This is a genomic window from Amycolatopsis sp. NPDC054798 (assembly GCF_053611505.1).
Map to the genome: position 1 here is coordinate 53376 of NZ_JBSHAM010000008.1, position 15047 is coordinate 68422.

Genomic DNA, 15047 nt, shown 5'->3' on the forward strand with positions numbered 1-15047 from the left:
GACCGCCCGGACCGGGACAGGAGCAGCCCTCACCGAACCGGGGTGGATTCCGCAGGCGATACCCGTGACAAACCTCATAATCGCAGGTCAGGGTATGCGGTTTTACGGCTTCTTCAGCCGATCCAGCACGGCGCGGGTCTGTGCCTGCACGATCGAGGACAGGTCGTCCATCTTCAGCGGGGCCTCGCCGGGAGCGCGGTAGACGGCGACCTGAATCTCCACCGTCACGTTGCTGTCCTCGACCCCCACGATGTAGCTGGCGCGCGGGCCCGGCTCTGTGACCGCACCGGCGCGCCAGTAATTGCGCGTGCCGAGCCCGGCGATCGTGCCTGCCGTCCAGCCCTGCGACGGGCGGGTGTTCCACTGGTCGTAAACCGGCGGCCGGTCCGCGGAGGCGAACTCGGCGCGGAGGGCGATCCCGGCCTCGTTGGTGGCGACGTCGTCGGTCTTGGAGGTGCTGGTGTAGCGGAGACTGCAGCTCAGGCCGCCGCCGTAGCCGCCGCTGGGCTGGGTTTCCCGGCGGACCGGCGGGATCGGGGTGGAGGACCACTTCGCCAGCGGTTTGGGGTCCAGCAGGTCGCAGGCGTTGGAGATCCCGCTCATCGAGTACTTGCCCGGCGGTGCGGTGGGCGAGGCTGTGGTGGACGGGGTTGTCGCGGAGGGGGCTGGGCTCGGGGTGGGCTTGGCTTCCGGGGTGGACGAGCCGCCGCTGACGGAGAGACCGATCGCGATCCCGACGCCGAGGACCACGACCAGCCCGATCGCGCCCGCCACGATCAGCCCCGTCTTGGGGCCGGGCGGTTTCGCGGGCGGCGGGTATCCCTGTCCTGCGGGCGGATGTCCCTGGCCCGGCAGCGGGTATCCCTGACCTGTCGGCGGAACCGGTTGCCCGGCAACGGGATAAGGATGCTGGCCGTCGCCAGGAGAGTCCGTCATCGAATCCCTTTCAGCCCGTTCAACGCCTTCCGCGCCTGTGCTTCGGCGATCGGCTGGACTTCGGTGCGATGCACCTGGGCGACGTCCCGGCTGCGGCTGAAGTTGAGCCGGACGCGGACCGAGACGTTCTCGTCCACCGCACAGAGGACGTAGCGCGTGTCCGCGACCAGCTCGCCGTAGACCTCGGAGTGCCAGAAGCCCTGTGTCCCGATTCCGGTGACGGGCCCGGACGCCTTGCCCTCGCCGGTTTTGGCGAGGGTGCCGCGTTTCCAGCTCTCGTAGGAGGACGGCGCGGTGCCCTCGGTGAAATCGACGTCGAGAAGGATCTCGGCGGTGTTGAGGAGATCGTCGCTGGTGTAGCGGAGCTGGCAGCTCAGACGGCCGGCGTCGTGCTCGCTCGGGCGGATTTCCTCATGCTTGGGCTGGCCCTTGGGCGTGGGCGACCATTTCTTCAGCGGGGCGGGATCGACGAGATCGCAGGCATTGCCGACGTTGTCCATCGAATAACCCGGCGCGGCGACCGGCTTCGGCGGCGGATCGGAAGACTGCCCGGCCACGACACCGACGGCGATCCCGATCCCCAGCACGACCACCAACGCGGCGACCCCGCCGATGATCCAGCCGGTCCGCCGGGGTTTCGCGGGTGGCGGCGGGTAGCCGTAACCCGCCGCGGGGAACGGGTTCGTCGGCGGCTCTTCGCGCCCGTTGTCGGTCATCCCCCGCAGCCCTTCGCCTGGCGAACCGGACGTCGCGACCTGGCTCCGCCCGACTATATCTCTCCGCTTCCACCGAGGAGAGACACTGATCACTCTGATCCCGGGCTTGATGCAACGCTGCCATGCCGAGCGGGGACAGGGGATTGTGACGACAGTTTCGGATCAGGGGCGGGGGTGGGGGATGCCGGCCGAGTACGACGCCGAGGTCCCGGACACCCCCGGTGGCGACCAGGAGCTGTGGGTGCGAGCCGCGGCGGGCGACGTCGCGGCGTTCGGGGAGTTGTTCGACCGGCACGTCAGCGCGGTGTGGAACTACGCGTACCGGTTGACCGGATCCTGGGCCACCGCTGAGGACCTGGCCTCGTTGACTTTCCTCACCGCGTGGCGTCGCCTCGGCGAGGTGACGTTGGTGAACGACAGCGCCCGGCCGTGGCTGTACACCGTGACTGCCAATCTGGCTCGCCGGGAACAGCGTCGGCTCGGAAGGTTCGCGGCCGTCCTGCCGCGGCTGCCGCGCACCACCGTCGTGCGCGATCACGCCGAGGCCGTGGCCGGTCAGGTCGACGCGGACCGACGGCTGAAGGTCGTGCTGAGTGCGGTCGCGAAGTTGCCTCGAGCCGAACGGCGGGCGGTTGAGCTTTGCCTGCTGGGCGGTCTGTCGACCGCGGAGGGGGCAGCGGTGCTCGGGATCGCCGAACCGAGCGTGCGCGCGCGGATTTCGCGGGCGCGAGCCCGGTTGCGGGAACTGCTGCGAGACATCGACGTGTTGGCGGGGGAGGGGTTCTGATGGCTGACGATCTCACTCTGCCGCCCGAACGGCCGATGCCCGATCTCCTGAAGGAATCCATGTGGAACCGGCTCGCTCCGGGACTGCGCGCACGGCGGTGCCGGAATCTGGGTTTGCCGCTGGCGGTCGCCTCGGGAGTCGGCGCGCTGGCCTTGGGCGCGACGCTGGTCTTTTCGCCGGTGCGCGACGCCGGCTTGGAATCGGCTCCGGTTCCGGCTGGCGCCGCGCCGGGCGCCGAGGACGCGGGGCAGCTCAAGTCCTGCGTCGACAGTGCCCCCTCTTTCGGAGTCACGTTGCCGGATCCGGGCAGTTGGCGCTCGACTCTCAAGATCGACCAAGACTCGGAGCGGGGCTACCTCGTCCTCCGCAACGCCACGCTCGCGGCGGTTTGCGTTCTCCGGCACGGCCGGGTGTCCGGCCTGATGGTCGCCGATTCCGGGGAGGGACCCGGTGGGCGAGAAGGCTACTCCGATCTCAGCAGCACCCGTCCGGTCTGCGGTTTCAGCAGCATCGTCAATCCCCGCGAGCCGAGTGTCGTGTTCGGGGTCGCTACCGCCGACGTGGTTGACGTGGCGATGCTCGGGCCGGGCGATTCGGTGACTCCCGCGGTGCTGAACGACGGCACTTTCGCCGTGAAATATCTCGAAGGCTCTTCACCGCAGGATGACTCTCATCGGAAATTTCGAGTGACCATGCGCGACGGAACATTCCGAGAATTTCCGGGTAAATAGCACTGGATCGGTCGTCGCACGAAGACGGCTGCTGGGGGAAACGCTGTGATGTCAACGGGTTTGACGACGCCTCGACCAGGTCGTGCACAGCTGGTTTCCACCCGAAGGCGGGTGGATTGGCTGCTGCTCGGAGTAGCTGCGGCGTCGGCGTTGGTCTTTATTTCAGCGCGCGGTCATCTGATCGACGACACCTACATCACCTTGAGCTACGCGCGCAATCTCGCGTTCCACGGGAATTGGGGTTTGCTGGCCGGAAGCACCTCGAATACGGCAACCTCGCCGTTGAACGTGCTTTTTCTGGCGGCGTTGACGTTCGTGCTGCGGGACGCGGTTCTCGCCGCGGGTTTCTTGTACGTGGCAGGTCAGGTGCTGCTGGTGCAGGCGCTGCGGAGAATGGGCGCGATCACCGGGTTGCCTCGCTGGTTCCCGGTTCTCGCGACTGCCGCGTTGACGGTGAACCCGCTGCTGGTGTCATCGATCGGCATGGAGGTCGCACTCGGCGCGGCCGGACTTGGCTGGCTGTTGGTCTTTTCGGCGGAGCGGCGGCCGTTCGCCTTCGGACTGGTGGCTGGTGCGCTGAGCCTGGTCCGGGTCGATCTGCTGCTCTTCGCGGGAGTGATTTTCCTGGCCCGGCGACGATTCTGGGTCGACGGCCTGCGCAGCGTGCAAGGCGCGGCGTTGGTCGCGGTGCCTTGGTTCGCGTTCAGCTGGGTCGTCTTGGGAGCCGCCGTTCCGGACACCCTCGTCATCAAGACCCTGCAGGGCGCGCGACAGGCTTGGGGAAAGTGGGAATTCGGCAACGGCGTCGGACTGTACTGGGAGAACATGCCGGGACAAACAGTGCTCGCGTTCTTGTGCGTCGGGTTGGCAGCGTTGGCCGGGTTGCGCTGGCTGGTGCTGGCGCTGTGCGGCGACGCGGCCTTCCGCCGGCTGCTCCCGTTCGCGGCGCTCGCCATCGCCGGAGCGGGACACGGCCTGGCGTACGTTTTCCTGAAAGTGCCGCCGTACCACTGGTATTACGGCCCGGGAATCGTCGCGGCGACGCTGTTCACCTGTGCGGTCGTGGCCGGCTCCGCCCGCCGGGCCGAGCGTGCACTGGGGCTGACCGCGGTCGGGTCCTTGTTCGCCGGCAGTGTCGTGGGCTACGCGGGTGCCGGTCTGCCGCGCGATTTCGCCCCGTTCACGTCCAATTACACATCGAGCGCGCAGTACGCCGAAATCGGCAAGGAAGTCGGCAGGCTGGCTGGTGACCGGACGGTCGCGAGCGCCGACGAGATCGGGGTGCTGGCCTACACCTGCGACTGCGCGATCATCGACGTGTTCTCCGATCGCGGCCGCATGCCCGGGGCTATCGGCGAGCTGGAGGCTCGGGCCGGACATCTGTCGCGTGGGCTGCTCCGGGTGAACTTCGCCTTCTTCGACGACACCGTGCGGCCGCGAAAGCTGGACCTCGCCTTGCGCCGGGTCCGGGGCGCGCCGCCGCCGGGCTCGCTGGGGTGCTGGACGATTTCCGCGCCGATGTCCGGGACTGCGCGGCTCTGCCTGGTTCCAGCGTCCTGAGCCTGAGACACCTGCCGTTCACCTGCCCTGCTTAAGGTCGGCCGCATGTTGCGGGACGTGCGGGAGTACATCGATCGGCTGGAGATCGACGGGCATTCGGTCGGCGAGGATCACGACGACGATCCCGTGTTGATCGACGCGTTCGGCAAGGCGGTCGACACCTGGCGGGAGAACTATCCGTACGACCAGCGGATGCCGCGCGAGGAGTACGAAGAGACCAAATACCTTCTGCAGGTCGAACTGCTCAAGCTGCAGAACTCGATCAGCGAAACCGGCAGCCGCCACGTCATTCTTTTCGAGGGGCGGGACGCCGCGGGCAAGGGCGGCACCATCAAGCGGTTCATGGAACACCTCAACCCGCGCCACGCTCGGACGGTCGCGTTGTCCAAGCCGAGCGACCGCGAAGCGCATCAGTGGTATTTCCAGCGTTACGTCCAGCATCTTCCGACTGCGGGCGAGATGGTGTTGTTCGACCGGTCCTGGTACAACCGCGCCGGGGTCGAGCAGGTGATGGGGTTTTGCTCGCCCGAACAGTACGAGCAGTTCATGCACCAGGTGCCGCTGTTCGAGGAAATGCTCGTGGAGAGCGGGATCACGGTCACGAAGTTCTGGTTTTCGGTGACGCAGGCCGAACAGCGCACCCGGTTCATCATCCGGCAGGTCGATCCGGTGCGGCAGTGGAAACTGTCCCCGATGGACCTGCAGTCGCTCGACAAATGGGACGACTACACCGCGGCCAAGGAAGCGATGTTCCTCCGCACGGACAACGATCTCGCGCCGTGGATCACGATCAAGAGCAACGACAAGAAACGCGCCCGGATCAACGCGATGCGCTATTTCCTGTCGCGGTTCGAGTACGAGGGCAAAGACGAAAAGATCGTCGGGGAACCGGATCCGCTGATCGTGAAGCGCGGGCGGGACGCGGTAGGCGACTGAAGCCGGTCAGTCCAGCACGTCGGGTTCCTGCTCGACAATCAGATCCTCCAGCAGGCGGAAGTTGTTGCGCGCCATGTTCGCGCTGCCGAATTGCCGGGCGGCGAGCGTGGCTTCTTCGGCGGTCATGACGCGAGGCGTACCGGCGGCTTCGGCGAGGAGTTGCATCTGGCAGGCGCGTTCCATCGTGATGAACCACCACGCTGCCTCGCCGACGCTGCGCCCGACGGTCAGCAATCCGTGGTGGCGAAGGATCGCGGCGCGTTTCGAGCCGAGCCGGGCGGCGATGCGGACGCCTTCGTCGCGTTCGAGGACAAGGCCTTTGTATTCGTCGAAGAGCACGTGGTTTTCGTAGAACGCACAGGATTCCTGGACGATCGGGTCCAGCAGGCGGTCCAACGCCGACCACGCGCGGCCGTGGATCGTGTGCGCGTGCGCGACGGCGACGACATCCTGGCGGGCTTCGTGGATGGTCGAGTGGATCGCGAAGGCGGCCTTGTTCGTGCGCCGCGTTCCTTCGACCACTTTTCCGTTCTCGTCAAGGAGAAGCAGGTCGCTGACCTTGATCCGGGAGAAGTGCACCGCGTACGGGTTGACCCAGAACCGGTTCGGGAATTCCGGGTCCCGCGCGGTGAGGTGCCCGGCGATGCCCTCGTCGAAGCCGTACCGGGCGAACAACCGGAAGGCGACCGCGAGCTGCCGTTTGCGGTGCGTGCGTTCCGCGGCAACGGAATCCAGGTGCTCGGGCAGGGTGTCGAGGTCGAGTTCGGCTACTGGGGCGTCGGTCATCAGCATCTCCCAAATTTGCCTGTCTGGCAAATAGGGTGCCTCGGAGGCACAATGGGAGTCAAGCGATCACGACGAGGACTTCCGCGTCCGGCGCGCCGCGCAGGGTGTGGTCGGTGCTGCCGGGGAACTGCGCGGAGTCACCGGCGGTCAGGAGGTGGGTTTCGCCGGCCAGGGTCAGTTCGAGCTGGCCGCTGACGACGTGCAGCCACTCTTCGCCGCGGTGGCGGCTCGGGCGCGGCGGGACGGATTTGTTGCGCAGCGACACCAGTGTCGCCTCAAGGCCGGACGACGGCGGGGACAGATGGGTCAGGGAAGCGCCGCGAGTGCCGTACGTGACGGCGTCCTCGCGCTTGACGATCGGCGAGCCGCGTTCCTCGGAAGCGACGAGATCGGCGACGCTGACGTCCAGCGCCCGCGCGAGAACCACCAGCGTGCCAAGACTGGGCACCCGCTGGCCGCTCTCGACCCGGGACAGATAGCCGGGCGTGAGGTCCGCGGCGGCGGCGACCTTGTCCAACGTGAGGCCGCGTTCCAGGCGAAGCTCACGCAACCGTCGCGTGATCCGCTGCTCGGCTTCTTCCGCCTCCTGGCTCATGCCCCCACTGTAAGCGGCTCAGCCTTCGAGGAACTCCAGCCGGTTGCCGACCGGATCGAAGGCGTGGAACCGCCGCCTGCCGGGGATTTCCGCCGGATCGGCCCACGTCACGGACCGTCCGGAGGCTTCGATCGCGGCGGCGACAGCGTCCACATCGACCACGAAAGCCGGGTGCGCCTTCACCGCCGGCCGGAAATCCGCCTCGACGCCGACGTGCAGTTCGCCGTCCGGGCCGCCGACTCCGGGGACCCGGAACCAGCAGCCGCCGCGTGCCGCCAGCAGGGGCGGTTTCGGCAGTTCCGCCCAGCCGAGGACGCCGGTGTAGAACGCGCGTTCGTCGTCCTCCGCGCCCGCCGGGCAGGCGACCTGCACGTGATGGATCACGTCCCGGAACCTACGCCAGCTCAGCGGGTTTTGGTTCCGGGAAGGCGTAGAACCGCACCGACAGATCACGCGCCTCGTCGGACGGGCCGGCCTGGCGGGCGGCGTAGCGGTGCACCAGCTCCAGGTACTCCGCCTCGAACTCCTTCAAGTCCTTGTAGCTCAACCGCATGCCAGCGCGGCTCCCGGCGGTCCAGCCGTCGAAGGTGTCGCGACGCTCGGCGGCCCAGGCCATCAAACGCACCTCGCGGTCGTACTTCGCGTCCAGGTAGGCGGCCAGCTTCGGCCGGTCCTCCTCGGGAAAGTCCTCTGGCTTCGCTTCGTTCGTGCTCTGCGGGACGGGGTGCCAGCGGCCGTCGCGGGCGCGGCGGGCGTAGCCGGCGTGGGTGAGGGAGAGCAGCGCGGCCGGAACGTCGACCGACGGGGCCTGCTCGCGCAGTTCGGCCGACGTGGCTGGCAAGAGCCGGAGCACCTGCTGGTAGGCCGGGTTCGTGTGCACGGCGATGTCACGCATGGTCAACGGCCGCGGTCGCGCGTTCCCGGCGAGCAGAGCGCGGGCCCGCAGCATCAGGAACACGGCGATCGGCACCTCCGCGAACAGCGCGGTGCCGAGGCTGGCCCACTGGTCGGGACCGCCCCAGTCGAGGACGACGTCGAACCAGGCGTCACAGCACAGCAGCGCCGCGGTGGCGGCCAGCATCGGCACCGAGGCGCGGCTGCGCCGCATTCCGAGCAGCACGGACGCGGCGAAACACAGCACCAGGACGATGTCGAAGCCTACCCAGGCGACCCGCCACTGACTCGTGTCGAAGTGCTCGGGCAGGGTCAGCCCGAGGTAGACGGTCCACGGCACCAGGAATACCGCGATACCGGCGAGGATGGCGAGAAGCACGCGTCGGAACACCCCATCGACGTTAGCCCGACCGCTGCCGGGGAACATCCGGGAAGATCCCGGAGTTCGACCCCGAGAACGCGTCTACTGTGGACGATCGGCGGCGAGTGCCTGCCAGTGGTCGGCTTCGGCGGTGGCTCCGCGGGCGCGCAGCATCCGGGTCAGGCTCAGCATTCCCTGCACGTCGCCGGTTTCCGCGGCGACCCGGAAGCAGCGTTCGGCTTGGGCCAGGTCGCTGCTGGCCTCGGCGAGATGCCCGAGGTTGGTGAGCGCGGGGATGCTGCCGTGTTCGGCGGCCTTGCGGTACCAGGCCGCGGCCTCGCCGTCGTCGCGACGGTTGCGGGCGAGGACGCCGAGGTTGGTCATCGCCGCCGCGTCGCCCGCCTCGGCGGCTTCGAGGTACCAGCGCTCCGCCTCTTCGAGGTCGCCCCGGCGATGCAGCAGCAGCCCGAGCCGCACCTTCGCCTCGACGTGCCCGCCCTTCGCGCCACGCCGGAACCACCGCTCGGCGTCGCCCTCCCGGTTGGCCCGTTCCGCTTCCCGGCCCAGCAGACAGGTCGCCGAGAGTTCGCCCGCCTCCGCGGCGGTGCGCCACCAGTGCGCCATCTCCTCGGGTGCGCCGAGTTCTCGCAGGACGACGCCGAGGTCCAGCATCGCCGTCGAGTCGCCGTCCTCCGCGGCGCTGCGGCACCAGCCCTCGGCGTCGGAGTACCGGCCGTCTTCGACGAGCAGGTGGCCGAGCAGTCCGGCCGCCTCCGTCGCACCGGCCTGGAACGCGGCGGCGTACCAGTGCTCAGCGTCGCCTAGGCGGCCTTGGCTTTCGCAGGTGCGGGCGTATCCGAGCATCCCGTGCGGCTCGCCGGCCTGCGCGGCTTCGTGATACCAGCGGGCGGCCTCGTCGTCGGCGCCGCGCTCGGCCAGCAGGCGGGCCAGCGCGGTCATGGCTATCCGGTCACCGCCCGAGGCGGCCCGGCGATACCACTGCTCAGCCTCTTCCGCATCGCCGCGTTCGCGCAGGTCAGCAGCGACGCGCGTCATCGCGACGACGTTGCCGCCCTCCGCCGCCTTCCGGCGCAGGTAGTCGTCGACGCGTGTGTTCCACTTCCGCAGCCGCCCGGGCATCTCGGACCCGCTCCTTTCCGGCCCCCACTGAAGACAGTCGTTCCAAGCGGCGCGGACGTGACACCTTCGCGAGCGTTATCCACCCCCGCTGATCTGCGCTTTTTCGTTGGCGGGCAACAACTGGTCCGACGTGGTCCGTGCCACGGTCTCGCCGCTGCCGAGAGTGTCTGCGCGATTACCGGCCCGATGACAGGCATACTCCGGCTCCCCGAACTCCCCGCCCGAGAGGATTCCGCGCACCATGGCCCGGCCGTTCCCCACCAAGCGCACCGTGCTGCTCGCGGTCGTGCTCCTCATCGCTGTCGCCGGGTTTTGGTACGGCCAGCGCGAAGTCGGCGACACCCAGTCCGAGGCCGCGCCGGCGTCCGCCGCGGACGCGACCAAACAGCTGTCCGAGCTGAAGATCGGGGCGCGCGGCACTATGACCGGTTATTCGCGCGACAAGTTCAAGCACTGGGACAGCCAGGGCGACAGCTGCGACACCCGCGAGACCGTCCTCAAGCGCGCGGGCAAGGACGTCAAGGCGGGCAGCGACTGCAAGCCGACGTCGGGCACGTGGCTCAGCGTGTACGACGGCCAGACCTGGACCAAGGCGACTCAGCTCGACATCGACCACATGGTCCCGCTCGGCCAGGCCTGGGTGAGCGGTGCGCGCGACTGGACGCAGGAGAAGCGCGAGCAGTTCGCGAACGACCTCACGCGCCCGCAGCTGTTCGCCGTGACGGCCAGCGTGAACCGGCAGAAGAGCGACAAGGCACCGGACGAGTGGAAGCCGCCGCTGGTGTCGTTCTGGTGCACCTACGCGACCGACTGGGTCACGGTGAAGCACTACTACGGACTGACGATCACGGACATGGAGAAGAACGCGCTGCAGGACATGCTGAAGCGCTGCTGACCGCCTCGTGAGTGTTTATGCCGGTTAGGGCGCACCGCGTTCCGGCTGCCTGCGTGCGGGCTCAAGCACCCCAATGCCACATTGGGTGCGTCGGACGCACCCAATGTGGCATTCGGTGCGTCACATGCACCCAATGCCACATTGGGGCGCACTATCGCCTCTCGACCCGAACAGCCGGAGGTTCCCGCCTCGTGAGTGGCGATGCCGGTTAGAACCGGCATAAACACTCACGAGACGTGACAAGCTGGGCGGCATGGCGACATTCGCACTGATCCACGGGGGCGGCGGCAGCGGCTGGGACTGGCATCTGGTCGCCGCCCGGCTCAAAGCGGCCGGACACGACGTCGTGGCCCCGGACCTGCCCATCGAGAACCCGAAGGCCACGTTCGCCGACTTCGCCGACACCGTCGTCGCGGCCCTCGGCGACGCCAAGGACGTTGTCGTGGTCGGCCATTCCTACGGCGGGTTCACCGCGCCGCTCGTGGCGGAGCGGGTCAACGCGCGGCTTCTCGTGTTCCTGGCCGGGATGGTGCCCGCCCCGGGCGAGGCTCCGGGAGAGTGGTGGGGCAACGTCGGCTTCGAATCGGCCGAGGGCTTGAGCACCGTCGAGCAGTTCATGGCGGACCTCCCGGCCGAGCTGGCGGAGGAGAACGAGCGCCGCGGCCGGGATCAGAACAGTGCCGAGTACAGCCTTCCGTGGCCGGGCGAGCGGATGCCGGACGTGCCAACGAAGGTGCTGCTCTTCCGCGACGACCGGTTCTTCTCCGCCGACCTGCTGCGCCGGGTCGCGCGCGAGCGGCTGGGGCTGGACGCGGACGAAATGGCGGGTTCCCATCTCGCGATGCTGAGCCGTCCGGACGAACTGGCTGACCGCCTAATGGCCTATTACTCGGCAGTGGCTGGCTAACCAGGCGTTGTCCCAGTTGCGACATGTCGCAACGGCGACACCGAGAGGTAGTGACGTGAACCCCGGCTCGCCCCGAATCTTGTGCGATGACGTGGAGATCACGAGCCATCACTCTCGGCTGCACGGGCGCACTGGTCGCGGCACTCGGCCACGCGGCGCCCGCGGCCGCCGAGCCTGCGAGCGGTTCACCGGCGCCTAGTCCCGGTGAGCGGCACACGGTCACTTTGCTCACCGGTGACGTCGTGCGAGTCGAAAGCGTCCAAGGCGGCAGGCAGATCGCGACGGTCCGGCCGGGCAAGGGGCGGGAGAACATCCGCTTCACCCAGTCCGAAGTGGACGGCAAGCTGCTGGTCATCCCGGCCGACGCCGTGTCGCTCGTGGCGGACAAACGCCTCGACAAAGCCCTGTTCAACGTCACCGACCTGATCGCGCAGGGCTATGCGGACGAGTCGAGCCCGACGGTGCCGATGATCGCGCACTACTCCAAGGGCGTCTCGATCGCTTCCGCGCCAACGCTTGCCGCCACCACACAGGGTGCCGAACTGCCCAGCGTGAACGGCCGCGCGGTGCGTGAAGACAAGAAACGCGCCAGCGAATTCTGGCAGTCCTTCACCGGTCCGCACGCGGCTTCCGGCGCGGTGGAACGGATCACGCTGGACCGCAAGGTGCACGCGTCGCTCGACCGCAGTGTCCCGCAGATCGGGGCACCGGAGGCGTGGGCGGCCGGATTCGACGGATCCGGCGTCGCCGTCGCCGTGCTCGACACCGGCTACGACCCGAACCATCCGGACCTCGCGGGCAAGGTCGCGAAGTCGGCTAACTTCTCGACCAGCCCTGATGTCGTCGACCGGTTCGGCCACGGCACGCACGTCGCGGCGACCATCGCCGGCAGCGGCGCGGCCGCGGGCGGCACGCGCAAGGGCGCTGCACCCGGCGCGAAGCTGTACGTCGGCAAGGTGCTCGGCGACGACGGCACCGCCTCGTCTTCCGAAGTCCTGCAAGGGATGGAGTGGGCCGCGACGTCCGGTGCCAAGGTGATCAACATGAGCCTCGGCGGCGACCCGACCGACGGCACGGATGATCTCAGCGTCGGCCTCAACGAACTGACTGCCCGCACTGGCGCGCTGTTCGTGGTCGCCGCGGGCAACGACGGCCAGAACGGCGCGTCGACCATCGGCTCGCCCGGCACGGCGGATTCCGCGCTGACCGTCGGCGCGGTGGACCGCAAGGACGAGCTGGCCCCGTTCTCCAGCATGGGTCCGCGCCAGGGCGACCAGGCCGTGAAGCCGGACATCACCGCGCCCGGCGTGGGAATTGTCGCCGCCCGCGCGGCCGGCACCTCGATGGGCGAAGTGGTGGACCAGTACTACACCGCGGCGTCCGGCACGTCGATGGCGACGCCGCATGTCGCTGGTGCGGCGGCGATCCTGTCACAGCGCTATCCACAATGGACCGCGCAGCAGCTTAAGGACGGTTTGGCCAGTACGTCGAAGCCCTCTGCGGGGCTCAACGCCTTCCAGCAGGGCGGCGGGCGCGTGGACGTTGCGGCAGCAGCGGTGCGTCCCGGAGTTTTCGCGACCGGCACGCTGAACCTCGGCCCGGTCACCAAGGACAGCGGCCCGGTGCGTAAGGAAATCGCTTACACCAACACGACTTCCGCGCCGGTCACCATCACCCCGAAGCTCGACCTGCGCCGTGGTGACGGTGCCACGCCGGGCGACGCGGTGAAACTGGATAAGTCCACTGTGGAGGTTCCGGCCAACGGGACCGCGACGGTGGCGATCACCGTCGACTCGGCCGCTCTGGTGCCCGGCAACTACACCGGCAGCGTTCTCGTCGGCGCGGTGCACACGACGGTCGGCCTGGTGAAGGAACCGCCAAAGCACAAGGTGACCGTCACCGGCATCGGCCGCGACGGCAAGGCTTACCCGATGGACATCCAGATCTTCGGCGACGACATGCGGTACGACATCGTCCGGGACGTCTTCAGCGACCGCCCGTTCGTCACCGAACTTCCGGAGGGCACCTACTACGCTCGCGCGATGTTCCACACCGGGGTGGCTCCGGACGAGGAACTCGCGATCGTGCTCAAACCCGAGTTCTCCCTCACCGGCGACCTGAACCTGGTGATGGACGCGCGGACCGCGGTGCCGGTGGAGATCAAGACACCGCGGCCGTCGACGCTGGAAAACATCATCAGCAGCTACGCGCACCGCGAATTCGGTTCGCGCAAGATCTCGAACTACGTCATGGAATTCCCCGGCGTCCGGCACATCTACGTGACGCCGACGGAGAAGGTCAAGAACGGATCGTTCGAATTCGGCACCCGGTGGCAGCTCACCGCGCCGATGCTGACCGCGACCACGTTGCCGTGGCTCGGTATCAAGACCGAGCTGTTCTACTACGCTTCGTCTCCGGCGATTTCCGGGTTCAAGTGGCTCGGCGTCGTACCGGTCGCCGCCGACAAGCCGGAGCAATTCGCCAAGGCGCGCGGGAAAATCGCATTGGTGACCCCCGCGAAGGAAGGCACCAATCCGGATACCGCGGCGAAACAGGCCGCCGCCGCGGGTGCCGCGATGGTGATAGTCGTCAGCATGCCCGGCGAGCACACCTACGGTCACTGGCAGCCGCGCGGCGACCGCCTGCCGATTCCCTCCACGCTGATCACGAACGAACAGGGCATGAAGCTGGCCGACCGGGCGAAACTCGGTTTCGCGAGCATGTTCTTGCAGGGCACGCCGGTGAGCCCGTACCTGTACGACATCATGCAGGTGACGCACGACCAGATCCCGCAGAAGATCGTCTACCAGGTCAGCGAGCGCAACAGCGCGACTGTCACCGCGAATTACCGGGCGACCGGCAAGGACGAGTGGCTGTCCGAACAGCGTTTCGGTTGGCGGCCATGGGAAAAGACCGCGATCAACCAGTACCAGCGGTACGCGCACACCGGAACGGCCCGCGAGGAGATCGTTTCGACGGACGAGACGATCTGGCAGCACCGGGTCAACAACAAGCTGAGCTGGGACACTTTCCAGCCGCTCGCGGTCGGCATGCTCGAACAGCCGCATACGTTCAAAGCCGGGCAGCGGGCGACGGAAAACTGGTACGCGCCCGTGGTCCGGCCGGCGATTCCGCGCGGTGCGGGACTGGAAACGTCGCGCACCGGCGACACTTTCGCCTTCCGCATCCCGGAGTTCGCCGATCCGGAAACGTCGCACTACGCGTTTTCCGAATCGGGCTGGGACGACGTGCCGGACCAGGTGAGCGCGAAACTTTACCAGGACGGCAAACTCGTCCAGGAAGGACCGGCGGCGTGGGGCAAGTTCCCCGCTTCGGCGGACCCGGCGAAGTACCGGCTCGACCTGTCGCTGACCAAGTCCACTCCGGACTGGTCGTACGGCACGCACACCGAAACGTCGTGGACCTTCGGGTCGAAGCGGCCCGCCCAAGGCAAAACGGACCTGCTTCCGTTGCTGCAGGTGGATTACGGCGTGCAGACCGACCTGACGCAGAAGGCGCGCGCCGGGCGTTCGCTGCCGGTCGAGTTCACCGTCCGCAACCAGGACGGCTTGGCCGCGCCGAAGAATCCGCAGCTGACCGTCGAAGTGTCCTATGACGACGGTCGCACGTGGACGAACGTCAAGCGGATGGACAACGTCGGCGGCGGCCGCTTCCGCGCCGTGGTCGACCATCCGCGGCTGGACCGGACCAACGGCTTCGTCTCGCTGCGCGTGCACGGATCCGACGGCGACGGGAATTCGGTGCAGCAGACGGTAATCCGGGCCTACGGGCTCTCCTGAGAA

General features: G+C 68.0%; 14 protein-coding genes. 7 read left to right on the top strand and 7 right to left on the bottom strand.

Annotated features, from left to right (window positions below; translation table 11 throughout):
• Positions 1-102: 102 nt before the first annotated feature.
• Both ACWGIC_RS07420 and ACWGIC_RS07425 read right to left on the bottom strand, forming a co-directional pair.
• Positions 103-936, bottom strand: a complete 834-nt coding sequence (locus tag ACWGIC_RS07420; RefSeq protein ID WP_452075042.1) for a hypothetical protein — start codon at positions 934-936, stop codon at positions 103-105.
• On the bottom strand, positions 933-1652 hold the full coding sequence (locus ACWGIC_RS07425; protein ID WP_452075043.1) for a hypothetical protein: 720 nt from the start codon (positions 1650-1652) through the stop codon (positions 933-935). The genes ACWGIC_RS07420 and ACWGIC_RS07425 overlap by 4 nt, the downstream gene beginning before the upstream one ends.
• A 181-nt stretch (positions 1653-1833) precedes the next feature.
• On the opposite strand from ACWGIC_RS07425, the gene ACWGIC_RS07430 reads away from it, so the two are divergent.
• The 4 genes from ACWGIC_RS07430 (at position 1834) to ppk2 (ending at position 5666) form a co-directional block, all read left to right on the top strand.
• Positions 1834-2439 (top strand): RNA polymerase sigma factor, encoded by a 606-nt coding sequence (locus tag ACWGIC_RS07430; RefSeq protein ID WP_452075044.1) that lies wholly within the window; start codon positions 1834-1836, stop codon positions 2437-2439.
• Positions 2439-3170 (top strand): hypothetical protein, encoded by a 732-nt coding sequence (locus tag ACWGIC_RS07435; protein WP_452075045.1) that lies wholly within the window; start codon positions 2439-2441, stop codon positions 3168-3170. Before ACWGIC_RS07430 ends, ACWGIC_RS07435 begins: the two co-directional genes overlap by 1 nt.
• Before the next feature lie 111 nt (positions 3171-3281).
• A complete protein-coding gene (locus tag ACWGIC_RS07440) occupies positions 3282-4730 on the top strand; it encodes a hypothetical protein (protein WP_452075046.1) in 1449 nt (482 codons plus the stop codon).
• A 45-nt stretch (positions 4731-4775) separates the two neighbouring features.
• Positions 4776-5666, top strand: a complete 891-nt coding sequence (ppk2, locus tag ACWGIC_RS07445) for a polyphosphate kinase 2 (RefSeq protein WP_452075047.1) — start codon at positions 4776-4778, stop codon at positions 5664-5666.
• 6 nt (positions 5667-5672) lie between these two features.
• Here the strand turns inward: ppk2 and ACWGIC_RS07450 are convergent, their stop codons facing one another.
• The 5 genes from ACWGIC_RS07450 to ACWGIC_RS07470 form a co-directional block, all read right to left on the bottom strand.
• Positions 5673-6452, bottom strand: coding sequence for a class II aldolase/adducin family protein (locus tag ACWGIC_RS07450; protein WP_452075048.1), 780 nt, complete (start codon positions 6450-6452; stop codon positions 5673-5675).
• Between the two features lie 58 nt (positions 6453-6510).
• Positions 6511-7047 carry a helix-turn-helix domain-containing protein gene (locus ACWGIC_RS07455; RefSeq protein ID WP_452075049.1) on the bottom strand — a complete coding sequence of 179 codons (537 nt, stop codon included), beginning with the start codon at positions 7045-7047 and terminating at the stop codon, positions 6511-6513.
• Positions 7048-7065: 18 nt separating this feature from the next.
• Complete coding sequence (locus tag ACWGIC_RS07460; RefSeq protein WP_452075050.1) at positions 7066-7431, bottom strand: glyoxalase; 366 nt, start codon at positions 7429-7431, stop codon at positions 7066-7068.
• 10 nt (positions 7432-7441) lie between these two features.
• Positions 7442-8332, bottom strand: a complete 891-nt coding sequence (locus tag ACWGIC_RS07465) for a hypothetical protein (protein WP_452075051.1) — start codon at positions 8330-8332, stop codon at positions 7442-7444.
• 72 nt (positions 8333-8404) lie between these two features.
• Positions 8405-9442 carry a tetratricopeptide repeat protein gene (locus tag ACWGIC_RS07470; RefSeq protein WP_452075052.1) on the bottom strand — a complete coding sequence of 346 codons (1038 nt, stop codon included), beginning with the start codon at positions 9440-9442 and terminating at the stop codon, positions 8405-8407.
• Positions 9443-9683: 241 nt separating this feature from the next.
• Here ACWGIC_RS07470 and ACWGIC_RS07475 point away from each other — a divergent pair, with 241 nt between their 5' ends.
• From ACWGIC_RS07475 to ACWGIC_RS07485, 3 genes are all read left to right on the top strand, one after another.
• Positions 9684-10337 carry an HNH endonuclease family protein gene (locus tag ACWGIC_RS07475; RefSeq protein ID WP_452075053.1) on the top strand — a complete coding sequence of 218 codons (654 nt, stop codon included), beginning with the start codon at positions 9684-9686 and terminating at the stop codon, positions 10335-10337.
• Positions 10338-10590: 253 nt separating this feature from the next.
• Complete coding sequence (locus ACWGIC_RS07480; protein ID WP_452075054.1) at positions 10591-11244, top strand: alpha/beta fold hydrolase; 654 nt, start codon at positions 10591-10593, stop codon at positions 11242-11244.
• A gap of 86 nt (positions 11245-11330) precedes the next feature.
• A complete protein-coding gene (locus ACWGIC_RS07485; protein ID WP_452075055.1) occupies positions 11331-15044 on the top strand; it encodes a S8 family peptidase in 3714 nt (1237 codons plus the stop codon).
• Positions 15045-15047 lie beyond the last annotated feature (3 nt).